This is a genomic window from Celeribacter sp. SCSIO 80788 (assembly GCF_051054295.1).
In the GTDB taxonomy this organism is placed as follows: domain Bacteria; phylum Pseudomonadota; class Alphaproteobacteria; order Rhodobacterales; family Rhodobacteraceae; genus Celeribacter.
The window spans coordinates 1,447,950-1,463,484 of sequence record NZ_CP150482.1 but is presented as its reverse complement, the minus strand read 5'-3'; the positions used below and the strand labels follow the sequence as shown (position 1 = coordinate 1,463,484).

The following is a 15,535-nucleotide window of genomic DNA, read 5'->3' as shown; positions in this document are numbered from 1 at the left end:
GCAACTGGCGCGGTTGCGCCTGAGGATAGAAAGGCTGCCCCATGACATTTCCCGAGATTCTGATCACCGCGCCTTATTTTTCCGAGGATGAAACAGCCCGGATCAAGGCGGTGGGACCCGCTGTTCTGGCCGGGACGCCCGAGGCGCGCGCGGCCATGCCGGAGGCGGAGCGTCTGGCGATCCGGGCGATTGCCAACAAGGGGCACAAGCCGATCGACGGGGCGACGATGGACCTGTTTCCGAACCTCAAGGTGATTGCGCAATTCGGTGTGGGCTATGACAAGATCGACGTGGCGGCGGCGACCGCACGGGGTATCACTGTGACCAACACACCGGATGTGCTCAACGAGGATGTGGCCGATCTGGCGCTGGCAATGATGCTGGCGTGGTCGCGTGAGATCGTGCGGGGCGATGCCTGGGTGCGGGGGGGGACATGGGCCTCTGGCAAGGAATTGCCGCTCAATCGCAAGATGTCCGGTGCCACCGTGGGCATCGCGGGCATGGGCCGGATCGGGCGCGCCATTGCGGATCGGTGCGCGGGCTTTGGCATGCAGGTACATTACACCTCGCGCAGCGAAAAAGACACGCCCGAGGGCTGGACCTACCATGGCGAGGATGTGGTGTCGCTGGCGAAGGCCGTCGAATGGATGGTCGTGGCGGTCGTCGGCGGTGAGACGACCAAGGGCTACCTGTCCCGCGCGGCGATTGACGCCCTCGGACCGCGTGGCGTGGTGATCAACATCGCGCGCGGCACCTGTCTCGATGAGGAGGCCTTGATCGAAGCGCTGGAGGCGGGCCGGATTGCGGGGGCGGGGCTCGATGTGTTTTACAACGAGCCCAATGTCGATGCACGTCTGATCGCGCTCCCGAATGTTTTGTTGCAACCGCATCAGGCCTCCTCGACGGTGGAAACCCGTCGTGACATGTCGATTGCGCAATGCGCCAATCTCAAAGCCTATTTTGACGGGGAACCTTTTCCCTCTGCGGTGAATTGATCCTGAGGGCGCGGCTTGACGGCAACGCTTCCGACCGTTTTCCCGGACCATGAGGTGGGGCGAGGGAAGAGGTTTGACTGGGGCAACAGAACAGGCAAAACATATAAAACATAAGGGGTAAGACCGGGTATGACGATCACGAAAGGAACAGATCGGATGAAACATCTTCTGGTGCTTGGCGGGCTTTTGGCCTTGGCGGGCTGCGCGACGCCGATGCCGAAAACGACGGCGGACGGATTTTTGACGGAGGTGCCGGAGGCTGTGATCGCGCTGGCCGCGCCCTATCAGAATCTCTCCGCCGTGCAACTCAACCCGGCGGATGGCTGCTATTGGTATTCGCATGAAGGCCCGGTCGAGAACACGATGCTGCCGCTGCGCGCCGAGGATGGCCGCGTGATCTGTGCGCAGGCTCCGGAGACGCTTGAGACGGCGATGTGATCTGGTTGGCTCAGGGCTGAAATGCCTCGTACATAAAGAAAAGGCGGTGGAGTTCTCCACCGCCTCTTTTGTTGTCGGGCCGTGACGCTGACAATCAGCTCGTCGCCGTCACGTAATGTTCGGCCGGGTAAAGATGTGCCACAGATCCGGTGTCGACGCGCTCGTATAGGTCGATGACATGGGCCATGACCATGCGCACACAGCCGGAGCTGGCCCGCGTGCCGATGGAACGCGGGTAGGGCGTGCCGTGGATGCGCAGGTAGGTGTCGCGATTGCCGACATAGAGGTACAGCGCGCGCGAGCCGAGTGCGTTGCGCGGCCCCGGCTCCATACCGTTTGCGTATTGCGCATAAATCTCCGGCTCGCGCTTGATCATGTTGGCGGTCGGCGTCCAGGTCGGCCATTTCGCCTTGCGTTTGATCGTATAGGTCCCCGGCGTGTAAAGCCCGTCGCGCCCGATGGCCACGCCATAGCGCATCGCAGTGCCGCCCTCTTCGACGAGGTAGAGATAGCGCGCCACGGCATCGACATGGATGTCGCCCGGCGTCAGACCGGATTTCGCCTCGACCCGGCGCGGCAGGAAGCGGGTGTGAAGCCCCCAGGGGTTGGTGGTTTCGAGATCGAACCCGGCGGGTGTCACCTGCGCGTCCCAGCTCTCCCAGTCGGCCTTTCCAGCCGCCATCGCGGGCGTCGCCGCCACGGTTCCGAGCGCGGTTGCAGAAAACAGCGCGGTGGAGGTCTGGATGAAATGGCGGCGTGTCAACATGGCAGGGTCCTTTTTAAGACATGTCTTTGGCGGAAGGGCAGCATTCCGCATCTGCCCATACCTAGGGGAAACCCGCGAAAACGCAAGTTGTTCCGGGGAATGTATCGGGAAAGTGTGGGGCAGCGTGGCCTGTGGGATGCAATCGGCTTAGAAATCACCTGTTTCAAAGATTTGCCCCCGGTTTTTAAAGCCGGGGGCAAGATTTTCAAAACGATCCCGTGCCCATCACCCGGCTCGGGTCCGGGCCTTTTTCCATCTCGGCAAATTCCTCGTAGGTGCGGTATTTGTCGAGAATGCCATGCTGCGCCATTTCCAGAAGCTCGGCGGCTTCTTCGGGTCGGGATTGCGTGAGCTGGCGATAGCGCAGCTCGCCGTAGGCGTAGTCTTTGAACGGCAAAGTCGGGCGCGGACTGTCGAGCATGAAGGGGGGCGTGCCCGATCCATGCAGCGCCGGATCGTAGCGCAGCAGAGGCCAATAGCCGGATTTCACCGCTTTTTGCTGTTGGTTCAGACCTTTGCGCATGTCGATGCCATGGGCGATGCAATGCGAATAGGCAAGGATGATCGAGGGGCCGTCCCAGGCTTCGGCCTCGCGGAAGGCACGCAGCGTTTGCTGCGGGTTGGCGCCCAGAGCGACCTGCGCCACATAGACATTGCCGTAAGCGATGGCTTGCAGCGCCATGTCCTTGCGGTTGGTGCGCTTGCCGGCGGCGGCGAATTTGGCGATGGCGCCCAGAGGCGTGGCTTTGGAGGCCTGACCGCCGGTGTTCGAGTACACTTCGGTGTCCATTACGAGGATGTTGACGTTGCGGCCCGAAGCGAGGACGTGATCGAGCCCGCCATAGCCGATGTCATAGGCCCAGCCGTCGCCGCCGACGAGCCAGATCGCGCGTTTGACGAGATGGTCAGAGAGCGACAGAAGGTGCTCGATGTCTTCCGAACGCGGCAGCGCAAGGAGTTTGGTTTTCAAAAGGCCGACACGCTCGCGCTGGGTGCGAATCTCGGATTCGCGCACCTGCGTGGCGGTGAGGATCGCATCGACAAGCTCCTGGCCCACATCGGGGGCGAGACGTTTGAGAATGTCCTGCGCCAGAGCGGTTTGCTTGTCGGCGGCCAGACGGAAACCGAGGCCAAACTCGGCGTTGTCCTCAAAGAGCGAGTTGGCCCAGGCCGGGCCGCGCCCCTCAGCGTTGACGGTCCATGGCGTCACCGGAAGGTTGCCGCCGTAGATCGAGGAACAGCCGGTGGCGTTGGCCACCATGAGCCGGTCACCGAAAAGCTGGCTGAGGAGTTTGACATAAGGCGTCTCGCCACAGCCCGCGCAGGCACCGGGGAATTCGAACAGCGGTTCGAGGAACTGAACGCCGCGCACATTGGCGAAATCGACGCGGGAACGGTCGTTGACCGGCAGGCTCTCGAAGAAGGCGATGTTTTCGCGCTCGCGCTCGGGCAGATCCTCTTTGAGATGCAGGTTGATCGCTTTGTGGCTCGGATCATCCTCGGAAATTGCCGGGCAGGCCTCGACGCAGAGGCCGCAGCCGGTGCAGTCTTCGAGGTAGAACTCAAGCGCGAATTCGGCGTCCGGGTAGCCGCGGGCGTTGACCGGGGCGGATTTGAAGCCTTCGGGCGCACCCGCCAGCAACTCTTCGTCGAAGTACTTCGCGCGGATGACGGAATGCGGGCAGACGAAGGAACATTGGCCGCATTGGATGCATTCGTCGGCGATCCAGACCGGCACCTCGTCGGCGACATTGCGTTTTTCCCAAGCGGCGGTGCCGGAGGGGAAGGTGCCATCGACCGGCAGGGCAGAGACGGGGATGTTGTCGCCGATGCCTTCCATCATTTTCGCGGTCACATCGCGCACGAATGTGGGCGCGTCCTCGGGGACGAGCGCGGGGCGTTCGATCACGCTGGTGGCGGCTTTGGGCACGGGGATTTCGTGCAACCCGGCCAGCGCGCCATCGACGGCGGCGAAGTTTTTCTCCACCACCTCGCGGCCTTTTTTCGCATAGGTCTTTTCAATCGCGTATTTGATTTTCGCGATGGCTTCCTCGCGCGGCAACACGCCCGAGAGCGCAAAGAAACAGGTCTGAAGGATCGTGTTGGTGCGCCCGCCAAGGCCCAGTTCGCGCGCCGCCGTGGTGGCGTCGATTGTGTAGAGTTTCAGGCCCTTGTCGATGATGACCTGCTGCACCGAACGCGGCAGACGATCCCAGGTGGCCTCCGCACCGTAGGGCGAATTGAGCAGGAAGGTCGCGCCGGGTTTCGCCAGTTTCAGCACGTCCATTTTCATCAGGAAATGGAACTGGTGACAGGCGACGAAATTGGCGGAGGCGATCAGATAGGGCGCCTCGATCGGTTCGGGGCCGAACCGCAGATGGCTTTCGGTCACGGCACCGGATTTGTGGCTGTCGTAGACGAAATAGCCCTGCGCATAGTGATCCGGTTCGGCGGCGATGATCTTGACCGAGTTCTTGTTGGCCCCGACCGTGCCGTCGGCGCCGAGGCCGTAGAACACCGCGCGCACCACGTTGTCTTTCTCGATGTCATAAGTCGGATCGACCTTCAAGGAGGTGAAGGAGACGTCATCATGGATGCCGACGGTGAAATTGGTTTTCGGCTTATCTTTCGACAGGTTGTCGAACACGGCTTTGACCTGCGCGGGCGTAAAGTCCTTGGACGACAGGCCATATCGCCCGCCGATCACGCGCGGCATGGTGGCCCGCGTGCCGGTCGCGACGGCTTCGGCCAGCGCCGACACCACATCGAGATACAAAGGCTCGCCCGTGGTGCCCGGCTCTTTCGAGCGGTCCAGAACGGCGATTTTCTCCACCGTGTCGGGCAGGACGGCAAACAGGTGTTTCGCGGAGAAAGGCCGGTAGAGCCGCACCGCGATCATGCCGATTTTCTCACCTTTGGCGACCAAATCCTCCACCGTGGCGCGGATCACATCGGTGCCCGACCCCATGGCGATCACCACGCGGGTCGCATCCGGCGCGCCCGTATAGTCGAAGGGGCGATATTTGCGCCCGGTCATCTGGCCGAGCTTGAGCATCTCGCTGTCGACGATGTCCGGCACGGCGGCGTAAAACGGGTTGGCGGCTTCGCGCGACTGGAAGAACACGTCGGGGTTCTGGGCGGTGCCACGGATGAACGGGTTCTCGGGCGAAAGCGCGCGTTTGCGATGCGCGCGCACCAGATCGTCGTCGATCATGGCGCGGATTTGGCTGTCCGGGATGAGATCGAGCGTGTTGACCTCGTGCGAGGTGCGGAAGCCGTCGAAGAAATGGATGAAGGGAATGCGCGCTTTGAGCGTCGCGGCATGGGCCACGAGCGCCATGTCATGGGCTTCCTGAACGGAAGAGGCGGCGAGCATGGCGAAACCGGTGGAACGCGCGGCCATCACATCGGCATGGTCGCCGAAGATCGAGAGCGCGTGCGTCGCCAGAGAGCGCGCCGCAACGTGGAAGACCGTCGGCGTCAACTCGCCTGCGATCTTGAACATATTGGGCAGCATCAGCATGAGGCCCTGCGAGGCGGTGAAGGTCGTGGTCAAAGCGCCCGCTTGCAGGGAACCGTGAACGGTGCCTGCCGCACCGCCCTCGGATTGCATCTCCTGAATGACCGGAATGTCGCCCCAGATGTTGCGCACGCCTTGCGCGGTCCAGTCATCGGCGAGCTCCGCCATGGGGGAGGAGGGCGTGATCGGGTAGATCGAGCAGACCTCGTTCACCCGATAGGCGATATGGGCCACGGCGGCGTTGCCATCCATGGTGGCATGGCTGTGGGTCGCTTCGCGGGTCTCGTTCGACGGGGGTGTGATATGGTCATGGTCAAGCATGGGAGGCCTCCGCGGTCTCAGAAATCATCTCCAGCGCATGGCAGGGGCATTGATCGAAACAGGACTGGCAGCCGGTGCAGGCATCCGCGTCGATCTCGTAGCCTTTGCCGGTGCCGAGTTTGACAATGGCGTCTTCGGGGCAGGCAGCATAGCAATTGTCGCATTCGTAGCAGGAGCCGCAGGAATAGCAGCGCGAGGCCTCATAGCGGGCCTCTTTTTCGGAGAGGCCGCTCAGAACCTCGTCGAAGCCTTCACGTTTGCTGGTGGCGAGGGCGGCCTGTTCTTTCGGGTCCACATCGGAGTAGACCGGCAGGTGCAGCATGTCGGCAGTGACGAGCGCCGGCGGCTCAGAGGCGACATAGGCGCGGCCATCGAGCCAGGCGTCGATGTGGCGGGCGGCGAGTTTGCCGTGGCCGGTGGCGATGGTGACGCTTTGCTGATCGGGGACCATGTCGCCGCCCGCAAACACGCCGTCGCATCCGGTCATGCGGTTTGCACCGACCTCGACCGTGCCGTTCCAGCTAAACGCCAGGCCGGGGACGGATTTCAAAAACGTGCTGTCGGTTTCCTGACCCAAAGCGAGGACCACCGCATCGGCGGTCAGCGTCTCGAATTCGCCGGTCGGATGGGCTTTGCCATCCGCGCCGATCTCCATGCGCTCGACCTTCAACTCATCGCCGTCGATCTCTTTGATCGTGGTGAGCCATTTGATTTTAACGCCCTCGGCCATGGCCTCGTCGGCCTCGAACTGGTGCGCCGGCATGTGGTCGCGGTCGCGACGATAGACGATGAGGGTTTCCGTGGCCCCCAAACGTTTGGCGGTGCGGGCAGCGTCCATCGCGGTATTGCCGCCGCCGTAAACCACGACGCGGCGGCCCAGAAGCGGCGCTTCGCCTTTCGAGGCGTCGGACAGGAGATTGACGGCGTCGAGGATTTTCGAGGCTTCCTTGGCAGGGATGTCGACATGTTTGCCCGCGCCCGCGCCGATGGCGAGATAGACGGCATCGAAACTGCCTTCGGATTTCTCGGCCATCAGGTCGGTGACCTTATGGTTCAGCGTGATTTTAACGCCAAGCGCCTCGATCCGGGCCACATCTTGCGCCAGCTCTTCGCGGGGCATCCGGTAGGCGGGAATGCCGAAATGCATCATGCCGCCCGCGACCGGACCGGCCTCGCGGATTTCCACCGCGTGACCGAGCCGCGCAAGGTGATAGGCGCAGGAGAGGCCCGAGGGGCCCGCACCCACAACCAAGACCTTTTTGCCCGAGGGCGGGTTCACCGCCTTGAATTGCCAGCCTTTTTCATTGGCCATATCGCCCAGAAACCGCTCGACCGCATGGATCGACACGGAAGCATCGACCTCGCCCCGGTTACAACCGCTCTCGCAGGGGTGGTAGCAGACACGGCCATGCACGGCGGGCATCGGGTTCTGCGCGGTGAGGATCTCCCAGGCTTCGCGGTAGTTCCCGGCGGTCGCCTCGGCCAGCCATTCGCGGATATTCTCGCCCGCCGGACAGGCCGCCGCGCAGGGCGGCGTGAGCGTCACATAGGTCGGGATCTGGCTGCGGATCGGGCCGGTGCCTGTGGTCTTGGTCTGGCCAACGAGCGGGGTGAAATCGGCGCGTTTGGTGCCGGGTTTTTTCTCGGCGTTCTGGGTCATGGCTTGGCCTTCGTGTTGCTTGGCAGGCGGCAGAATTGCTGCGATCCGGGCTTTGGGCGTTGATATATATCAAGCCTTGCATGGGTTGGGGGCAACACGCAACGCTATGATTTTTGAGATGTTTTCTTTGAAACGAAATGTCGCATCGGATGGGCATCTTTTAGGCGTTGCGCATGAAACTTGCGTGACGGGCGGGGAATGGGTTCGGACTTTACTTTTGTGATGAAAATAAATAAATGACTGGTCAGTTATTTATTGTGACCGCGACTCGGGAAAGGCCGGATCATGTCGGATCATGCAGACCAGACGGGCGAGGCCCCCCCGAAATTCCGCCGTCGCAAAGAGGCGCGGCCGGACGAGCTTTTGGACGCCGCCCTCGATCTCTTTACCGAACAGGGGTTCGATCGCACCACGGTCGAACAGATCGCGCGCCGGGCGGGGGTCTCGAAAGGGGCGCTGTATCTCTATTTTCCGTCGAAAGACGCGGTGATCGAAAACCTGGTCGACCGCGCGGTCGGTCATCTGGTGGGGGAGGTCGTGGCCCAGATCGAGGCATTCAAGGGCGATCCGCGTGTGCTTTTGCAGCGCTTCGTGCCGCTTTTTACGGCGCGCCTGACGGAGGCGCGGGTCATTGCCGTTCCGAAACTTGTGGTGCGCGAGGCGGTGAACCACCCGCAGCTGGCGCAGATGTACCGCGAGCGGGTGATCGGGCGGGTCGTGCCTGCGCTGACGGCGCTGTTTCGCCAAGGCGTGGCGGGCGGGCATATCCGGGCGGTCGATCCGGAGATGGCGGTGCGCAGCCTCTTGGGGCCGGTGCTGATGCATGTGCTTTTGGCCGATGTATTTGGCATCTGGCCCGAAGGCGCGACGGCGGAGGACATCGGCATCGCCCGGCTTCTCGACACCCATCTGAGCATTTTCTTCGCGGGGCTCGCTCCCGCAACCGAACAGGAGGCCCCTCATGGCTGATCTTCCGAGCTGGTTCGTATCCGTCATTGCGGCGATCTACCCGGGGTTCAACCCGCCGCCCGCACATGTCTACGACGGCTATATTGAGGGCGAATTTACCTATGCCGCCCCGGCCTCGGGCGGGCGGATCGAAGAGATCGGTGTGACGACGGGCGATCAGGTGGCCAAGGGGGCGTTGCTGTTTTCGCTGGAAAGCGAGCAATATCGGGCGGCCTTGCGCACCGCAGAGGCGCAGTTGGCGGAGGCTCAGGCGACGCTCGACAATCTCTCGACCGGCTCGCGCGAGGCGGAGATCGCGGTCACAAAGGCCTCGCTCGATCAGGCGCGGGTGGCCGAGGATATTGCGAAAACCCGGCTGGAGCGCGGTGAGGCGCTGCTCGCGCGGGGGGCGACGACACAGGCCGGTGTCGATGATTTGCAGGCGGCCTTGGATGAGGCGCGGGCCTCGGTGGCGCAGTTGCAGGCGCAGTTGACGGTGGCGGAGCTTCCGGCCCGCGATGCCGAGCGGCGCGCAGCGGAGGCCGGTGTTGCGGCGGCCGGGGCGCAGGTCGATCTGGCGCGCTCGGATTTGGACGACCGCAAGGTTTACGCGCCGGTGACGGGACAGGTGGAAAAGGTGTTTTATGAGATCGGCGAGGTCGCAAGCGCGGGCACGCCGGTGGTGTCGATCCTGCCGCCGGACCGGATGACGGCGCTGTTTTTCGTGCCGGAATCGGAGCGCGCGGACCTTGCGCCGGGGGGCATCGTGGGCATCTCCTGCGAAGGCTGCGCGGCGGATTTGACGGCGAAGATCACGCGGCTGGCCTCCGACCCGCAATACACGCCGCCGATCCTCTACACGAGCGATGAGCGTGGCCGTCTGGTCTATCGGGTCGAGGCGGAGGTGATGGACCCGGACGGGGTTTTGCCCGGTCAGCCGGTGACGGTCGATGCGCGGGATGCGGTACAGCCATGAATGGCGAACTGGCCATATCGGTCAAAGGGCTGACCAAGATTTTCGGGGATCGCAAGGTCGTGGACGGGTTCGATATGGAGGTCAGGAAAGGCACGATCTATGGCTTTCTGGGCCCGAACGGCTCGGGCAAGACCACGACGATCCGCATGATGTGCGGGCTTTTGACGCCGGACGGGGGCGAGGGGACCTGCCTCGGGCTCGACATCATCGGCGAGAGCCGGGAGATCAAGAAGCGCGTCGGCTATATGACGCAGAAATTCTCGCTCTACGAGGACCTGACCATCGCCGAAAATCTCGATTTCGTGGCGCGGATGTTCGGGATGAAAGGGCGCAAGGCGATTGTGGCCGAGGCGGTGCGCGATCTCGGGCTTGAGGGGCGGGCGGGGCAACTCGCGGGCACGCTCTCGGGCGGTTGGAAACAGCGGCTCGCACTTGCGGCCTGTATGATCCACAACCCGGACCTGTTGTTGCTCGATGAGCCGACGGCGGGGGTAGACCCGAAGGCGCGGCGCGATTTCTGGGATGAAATCCGACGGTTGGCGGCGCGTGGTGTCACGGTCCTGGTGTCGACCCATTACATGGACGAGGCGGTGCAATGCGATCACATCGCCTATATCGCCTATGGCAAAAAGCTGATCGACGGGGCGGCGGCGGAGATCCCGGGCCAGATCGGCCTGTCGACTTTCGTCGTCACCGGGCCGGATCTGACGGCTTTGGAGGACCGATTGGAAGCCGAGGACAGCGCGGGGCAGGTGATCCGGTTCGGTGCGGAGCTGCATGTCTCCGGCACGGATCGCGACGCCCTTTTGGCGCTGGCGGAGCGGGAGCGCGCCCGCGGCAGCCATGGATGGGTGGAGAAAAAGGCGGGGCTTGAGGAAGCGTTCATCTATCTGATGGCCGGGGCCAAGGATAATTTCGGGGCGGAGGCGGCGGGATGAAACGCAAGGGCGATATGTTTTCCTTCGCGCGCTTTCTGGGGGTTCTGGTGAAAGAATTCATCCAGATGAAGCGCGACCGTGTGACCTTTGGCATGATGATCGGCATTCCGGTGATGCAGCTTTTGCTCTTCGGCTATGCCATCGACACCGACCCGCACAATCTGCCGACCCTGGTCGAGGTGGCCGACGAAAGCCCGATGGTGCGCAGCCTGACGGCGGCGATGGACACGTCGGATTATTTCGATTTCATCGGCATCGTGACCTCGGAGGCCGAGGGCGCAGAGGCGTTGAAAAACGGCACGGCCTCGGTCGTTCTGACCGTGCCGCCGCAATTCGAACGCGACATGGTCCGGGGGCTGACGCCCGAGCTTTTGTTGACCGTCGATGCCTCTGATCCGGTGGCGGCCTCCGGCGCAATCGGGGCGATGAATGGGGTGATGGAAACGGCGATGGCGCAGAGCCTGACGGGGGCGCTGTCGTCGCAGGCCAAGAGCGACGCGCCCTTCGATCTGATCGTGCATCGGGCTTATAATCCGGAGCAGCAGACCTCGACCAATATCGTGCCGGGCCTTCTGGCCGTGATCCTTGCGATGACGATGGTTCTGATCACGGCGGTGGCCATTGTGCGGGAGAGCGAGAAGGGCACGATGGAAAGCCTGATCGCCACGCCGGTTTTGGCCTCCGAGGTGATGCTGGGAAAGATTTTACCTTATGTTCTGGTGGGATACGTCCAGACGATGGTGTTTCTTCTGGCCGCCCGCGCGCTGTTCGATGTGCCGTTTTCCGGCTCGTTCCTGACCTTCTTTCTGGGGTTCAACCTTTATATCATCGCCAATCTCGCCATTGGATTTCTGGTCTCGACACTGGCGCGGACCCAGATGCAGGCGATGCAACTGTCGTTTTTCACTATCCTGCCGACCGTGCTTTTGTCCGGCTTCATGTTCCCCTTTGCGGCCATGCCCGGCTGGGCGCAGGCCATCGGCACGGCGATTCCCGCGACGCATTTCCTGCGGCTGGTGCGCAAGGTGATGCTCAAAGGCGCGGGCTTTGCCGAGGTGGCGACGGATATGTTCGGAATTGCGGTGATTTTGGTGGTCGTGGTGACGATTGCCCTCAAGCGCTATCGGCAATCCCTTGATTGATCAGGGAAAATGCGTGGTCCGGGCGGGGTTTTCTGACTGGGTCACGGAAGTTTCATATTCCTATCAAAACAATCAGGATTGACTTGTCCGACCAAAGAAGTCAGTTATTCCGGGAGTGCGTGACATCAGATCACGCGGATCGGAAGACCTGTCCGCGCCAATGGCTGCGGATGCGAGAATAGGGACAAGACCTGATGAAACGTATGATGACGGCTATGATCGCTGCTACCTTGCCTGCCGCAGCCTTTGCGGGTGAAGCCGAAGTGGTGACCAACTATGCCAATATCGCCGAAGCCACCTATGGCGACGCGCTGATCAAGGCGCAGGAGCTGGACGCCGCCATCGCCGAGTTGATCGCCAACCCGTCCGAGCACACGCTTCTGGTGGCGAAAACCGCATGGATCGCGGCGCGTGTGCCCTATCAGCAGTCCGAAGTCTTCCGTTTCGGCAACCCGATCGTCGACGATTGGGAGGGCAAGGTGAACGCATGGCCGCTCGACGAGGGGTTGATCGACTATGTCGACGGGTCCTACGGCGAAGCGACCGACGAAAACCCGCTGGCGGTTCTGAACGTCATCGCCAATCCGACATTCGAAATCTCCGGCGAAGAAATCGATGCGACCGAGATCACGCCGGAGCTTCTGGCCGACACGCTGCATGAGGCCGATGAGGTCGAGGCCAACGTGTCCACCGGCTATCACGCCATCGAATTCCTGCTCTGGGGCCAGGATCTGAACGGCACCGATCACGGCGCGGGTACGCGGTCCTACACCGACTACCTGACCGGCGACGATTGCACCGGCGGCAATTGCGACCGTCGTGCGCAATATCTGACGGCCGCCTCCAAACTTCTGGTCTCCGATCTGGAATATATGGTGGCGCAATGGTCCGAAGGTGGCGAAGCACGGGCGGCGGTCGTGGACGATCCGGCGGCGGGTGTAACCGCGATGCTCACCGGCATGGGTTCGTTGTCCTATGGCGAGCAGGCGGGCGAGCGCATGAAGCTCGGCCTGATGCTGAACGACCCGGAGGAAGAGCACGATTGCTTCTCCGACAACACCCACAACTCGCACTTCTATGACGGCGTGGGCATCCACAATGTCTACACCGGGCAATATGTGCGTGTGGACGGGACCTTGGTGAAAGGCGAGAGCCTTCAGGATCTTCTGGCTGCGAAGGACCCGGCTCTGGCCGCCGATCTGACCGCTGCCGTGGATCATTCCGTGGCTGAGCTGGGCCAGATCAAGGCGGCGGCAGAGGCAGGGTTCTCCTATGACCAGATGCTGGGTCGTGGCAACGAGGCCGGTGAAGAGCTGATCATGTCGGCGGTGGACGCGCTTGTGGCGCAGACCCGCGAGATCGAACGCGCGGTGACCGTGCTTACGGCGTCCGAGATCGAGGTCGAAGGCTCCGACAGCCTCGACAACCCGGAAGCCGTCTTCCAGTAATTTTGTAGGACAGGCCGGGGGCGACCTCCTTCCGGCCTGTTCCTTTCATGGCAGGGGCAAACCTGTCGAGCAGTCCTTTTGCACAATTACCGGAGGCACACATGATCGTCTGTTCCTGCAATTCCATCTCTGACCGCGACATTCATGCCGCGATCGACTGGATGCGGGCCTCCGACCCGGAGACGATCATCACCCCGGGCAAGATTTACCACGCTTTGGGTAAAAAGCCCGATTGCGGTGGCTGTATGTCGCTTTTCCTTTCCACCATGCGTGAGAATGATAATCTCGTGGTGCCTGCCGAATTGCGCGGGCTCAAAAAACACCGCATGAAAAGAGGATAAGCTCATGAAAGGCGACGCGAAGGTCATCGAGTACCTGAACGCAGCACTCCGTTCCGAACTGACCGCGATTTCCCAGTATTGGGTGCATTTCCGGCTTCAGGAAGACTGGGGGTTGACGAAGATGGCGAAGAAATCGCGCGAGGAAAGCATCGAGGAGATGAACCACGCCGACAAGCTGATCGCGCGTATTCTCTTCCTTGAAGGTCACCCGAACCTCCAGAAACTCGATCCTCTCCGGATCGGCGAAACCCCGAAAGAGACGATGGAAGCGGATCTGGCGGGCGAACACGACGCGCTCACACTCTATCGTGAGGCGCGCAGCTATTGCGAATCTGTTGGCGATACGGTTTCGAAGAACCTCTTCGAAGAGCTGATCACCGACGAGGAAGGCCATGTTGATTTTCTCGAAACCCAGCTCGACCTCTACGCCCGTCTTGGCGAGCAAGGCTATGCGCTGCTCAATGCAGCCCCGATGGACGAAGCCGAATAAGGCCGCTTTGGCGGTGACCCTGTCCCTTATGGGGCAGGGTGCGCTGGCCGAAACCCTCCCGACATCCGATCTGCATCTGCCCTTTGTGCCGCGCACGGAAGACGAGCGTGCACGGATTGCCGCCATCACCACGCCCGCGACGGAGTTCACAGCCCCCGAGGCGTTTGAGGGCAGACCGGGCGGGGCGGGCACTGTGGCGGATCCGGGTGACGACACGGTCTTTACCCTGCCGCCTGCGACCCTGCCGTTTGAGTCCAAGCTCGATTTCGAACTGGGCAATGCGCTTTTTGCCAAGCTCTGGGTCTCGTCGCCCTCGTCGACCAAGGCCTCCGACGGGCTGGGGCCGCTTTATAATGCGCGCTCCTGCCAGCGCTGCCATGTCAATGACGGGCGCGGCCATCCGCCGGAGCACGCGGAGGACGATCGGACCTCGATGTTCCTGCGGCTTTCTGCGCCTGCGGGAGATGCGCCGCTGACCGCGCTTGAGGCCTATCTGGCCGATCTCGACGGCGCGGAGGCGACGGAACGCACGCGCCCGCTGCCGGGCTATGGCTCCCAGTTGCAGGACCTGTCGCTGGCCGGGTTCGCCCCCGAGGGGCGGATGGAGATTTCCTATGAGGAGATTGCCGTTTCGCTTTCGGCTGGTGAGGTGATCACGCTGCGCAAGCCCTTGTATTCGATTTCAAATCCTGCTTTTGGAGCGCTGCCGGAAGAGGTGCAAATCTCTCCGCGCGTCGCCAATCAGATGATCGGTCTGGGCCTTTTGGAGGCGATCCCGGCGGAGGATATTCTCGCACATGCCGACCCTGACGACGCCGATGGAGATGGCATCTCTGGCCGCCCGAACCTTGTCTGGTCGAAGCGTTACGATCAGGTGATGTTGGGTCGGTTTGGCTGGAAAGCCGGTGAGCCGACCGTCGAAGAACAATCCGCCGCCGCCTTTCACGCCGACATCGGGATTTCCTCGCCGCTCTTCCCCGAGCCTTCGGGCGATTGCACGCCTGAGCAGGTCGCGTGCCTCAATGCCCCCAATGGCGCAGGCGATGCGCGGGGCGATGAGATTGACCAGACCGGCATGGATTTGGTGACCTTCTATGCCCGCAACCTCGCCGTTCCCGCGCGGCGCGATATGGACGACCCGGAGGTTTTGCGCGGCAAAGAAATCTTCCACGACACCGGTTGTGCCGCCTGCCACACGCCGAAATATGTCACCGCCCGGCTGGAAGGCGCAGAGAATGCGCCGCAGTCGTTTCAGTTGATCTGGCCCTATACCGACCTTTTGCTGCACGACATGGGCGAGGGGCTGGCGGACGATCGTCCCGAAGCTCGCGCAACGGGGCGCGAATGGCGCACTGCGCCCTTGTGGGGGATCGGTTTGACGGCGCGCGTTTCAGGGCATACCACCTATTTGCATGACGGACGGGCACGCAGTCTTTTGGAAGCGGTGCTCTGGCACGGGGGCGAGGCGCAATCTGCGCGCGACACCGTGGTGGAGATGCCGCCGGAGGACCGCGCTGCCCTTATCCGTTTTCTTGAAAGCCTCTGAAGGAGC

At 62.3% G+C, this 15,535-nt stretch carries 13 protein-coding genes; 10 read left to right on the top strand and 3 right to left on the bottom strand.

What is annotated here, in order from left to right; genetic code table 11:
* Positions 1–41 precede the first annotated feature (41 nt).
* Positions 42–995: a 2-hydroxyacid dehydrogenase gene (locus V1471_RS07380; RefSeq protein ID WP_434287702.1), complete on the top strand. Its 954-nt coding sequence runs from the start codon at positions 42–44 to the stop codon at positions 993–995.
* Positions 996–1,151: 156 nt separating this feature from the next.
* Entirely contained in the window at positions 1,152–1,433 is a 282-nt protein-coding gene (locus V1471_RS07375) for a hypothetical protein (protein ID WP_434287701.1), read from the top strand.
* Positions 1,434–1,527: 94 nt separating this feature from the next.
* Here the strand turns inward: V1471_RS07375 and V1471_RS07370 are convergent, their stop codons facing one another.
* The 3 genes from V1471_RS07370 to V1471_RS07360 all read right to left on the bottom strand — a co-directional run bounded on the left by V1471_RS07370 (position 1,528) and on the right by V1471_RS07360 (position 7,700).
* Entirely contained in the window at positions 1,528–2,199 is a 672-nt protein-coding gene (locus V1471_RS07370) for a L,D-transpeptidase (protein ID WP_434287700.1), read from the bottom strand.
* Positions 2,200–2,404: 205 nt separating this feature from the next.
* The gene (gene nifJ / locus V1471_RS07365) at positions 2,405–6,040 is read right to left on the bottom strand and encodes a pyruvate:ferredoxin (flavodoxin) oxidoreductase (protein WP_434287699.1); all 3,636 of its coding nucleotides are present in this window, start codon (positions 6,038–6,040) and stop codon (positions 2,405–2,407) included.
* Positions 6,033–7,700, bottom strand: coding sequence for an NAD(P)-binding protein (locus V1471_RS07360; RefSeq protein ID WP_434287698.1), 1,668 nt, complete (start codon positions 7,698–7,700; stop codon positions 6,033–6,035). The genes nifJ and V1471_RS07360 overlap by 8 nt, the downstream gene beginning before the upstream one ends.
* 285 nt (positions 7,701–7,985) lie before the next feature.
* Between V1471_RS07360 and V1471_RS07355 the strand changes: the two genes are divergently transcribed.
* The 8 genes from V1471_RS07355 to V1471_RS07320 all read left to right on the top strand — a co-directional run bounded on the left by V1471_RS07355 (position 7,986) and on the right by V1471_RS07320 (position 15,529).
* A complete protein-coding gene (locus V1471_RS07355) occupies positions 7,986–8,669 on the top strand; it encodes a TetR/AcrR family transcriptional regulator (RefSeq protein WP_434287697.1) in 684 nt (227 codons plus the stop codon).
* Complete coding sequence (locus tag V1471_RS07350; RefSeq protein ID WP_434287696.1) at positions 8,662–9,624, top strand: HlyD family secretion protein; 963 nt, start codon at positions 8,662–8,664, stop codon at positions 9,622–9,624. Before V1471_RS07355 ends, V1471_RS07350 begins: the two co-directional genes overlap by 8 nt.
* The gene (locus tag V1471_RS07345) at positions 9,621–10,562 is read left to right on the top strand and encodes an ABC transporter ATP-binding protein (RefSeq protein ID WP_434287695.1); all 942 of its coding nucleotides are present in this window, start codon (positions 9,621–9,623) and stop codon (positions 10,560–10,562) included. Before V1471_RS07350 ends, V1471_RS07345 begins: the two co-directional genes overlap by 4 nt.
* The gene (locus V1471_RS07340) at positions 10,559–11,704 is read left to right on the top strand and encodes an ABC transporter permease (protein WP_434287694.1); all 1,146 of its coding nucleotides are present in this window, start codon (positions 10,559–10,561) and stop codon (positions 11,702–11,704) included. The genes V1471_RS07345 and V1471_RS07340 overlap by 4 nt, the downstream gene beginning before the upstream one ends.
* Positions 11,705–11,898: 194 nt before the next feature.
* Complete coding sequence (locus V1471_RS07335; RefSeq protein ID WP_434287693.1) at positions 11,899–13,152, top strand: imelysin family protein; 1,254 nt, start codon at positions 11,899–11,901, stop codon at positions 13,150–13,152.
* 101 nt (positions 13,153–13,253) lie between these two features.
* Positions 13,254–13,493 carry a (2Fe-2S)-binding protein gene (locus V1471_RS07330; protein ID WP_434287692.1) on the top strand — a complete coding sequence of 80 codons (240 nt, stop codon included), beginning with the start codon at positions 13,254–13,256 and terminating at the stop codon, positions 13,491–13,493.
* 4 nt (positions 13,494–13,497) lie between these two features.
* Positions 13,498–13,983: a bacterioferritin gene (gene bfr / locus V1471_RS07325; RefSeq protein WP_434287691.1), complete on the top strand. Its 486-nt coding sequence runs from the start codon at positions 13,498–13,500 to the stop codon at positions 13,981–13,983.
* Positions 13,955–15,529: a di-heme oxidoredictase family protein gene (locus V1471_RS07320; protein WP_434287690.1), complete on the top strand. Its 1,575-nt coding sequence runs from the start codon at positions 13,955–13,957 to the stop codon at positions 15,527–15,529. Before bfr ends, V1471_RS07320 begins: the two co-directional genes overlap by 29 nt.
* Positions 15,530–15,535: the final 6 nt, after the last annotated feature.

Excerpts from the sequence above, each read along its gene's own strand:
- V1471_RS07380 (WP_434287702.1), top strand. The coding sequence starts at position 42 with ATGACATTTCCCGAGATTCTGATCACCGCGCCTTATTTTTCCGAGGAT.
- V1471_RS07375 (WP_434287701.1), top strand. The coding sequence starts at position 1,152 with ATGAAACATCTTCTGGTGCTTGGCGGGCTTTTGGCCTTGGCGGGCTGC.
- V1471_RS07370 (WP_434287700.1), bottom strand. The coding sequence starts at position 2,199 with ATGTTGACACGCCGCCATTTCATCCAGACCTCCACCGCGCTGTTTTCT.
- nifJ (WP_434287699.1), bottom strand. The coding sequence starts at position 6,040 with ATGCTTGACCATGACCATATCACACCCCCGTCGAACGAGACCCGCGAA.
- V1471_RS07360 (WP_434287698.1), bottom strand. The coding sequence starts at position 7,700 with ATGACCCAGAACGCCGAGAAAAAACCCGGCACCAAACGCGCCGATTTC.
- V1471_RS07355 (WP_434287697.1), top strand. The coding sequence starts at position 7,986 with ATGTCGGATCATGCAGACCAGACGGGCGAGGCCCCCCCGAAATTCCGC.
- V1471_RS07350 (WP_434287696.1), top strand. The coding sequence starts at position 8,662 with ATGGCTGATCTTCCGAGCTGGTTCGTATCCGTCATTGCGGCGATCTAC.
- V1471_RS07345 (WP_434287695.1), top strand. The coding sequence starts at position 9,621 with ATGAATGGCGAACTGGCCATATCGGTCAAAGGGCTGACCAAGATTTTC.
- V1471_RS07340 (WP_434287694.1), top strand. The coding sequence starts at position 10,559 with ATGAAACGCAAGGGCGATATGTTTTCCTTCGCGCGCTTTCTGGGGGTT.
- V1471_RS07335 (WP_434287693.1), top strand. The coding sequence starts at position 11,899 with ATGAAACGTATGATGACGGCTATGATCGCTGCTACCTTGCCTGCCGCA.
- V1471_RS07330 (WP_434287692.1), top strand. The coding sequence starts at position 13,254 with ATGATCGTCTGTTCCTGCAATTCCATCTCTGACCGCGACATTCATGCC.
- bfr (WP_434287691.1), top strand. The coding sequence starts at position 13,498 with ATGAAAGGCGACGCGAAGGTCATCGAGTACCTGAACGCAGCACTCCGT.
- V1471_RS07320 (WP_434287690.1), top strand. The coding sequence starts at position 13,955 with ATGCAGCCCCGATGGACGAAGCCGAATAAGGCCGCTTTGGCGGTGACC.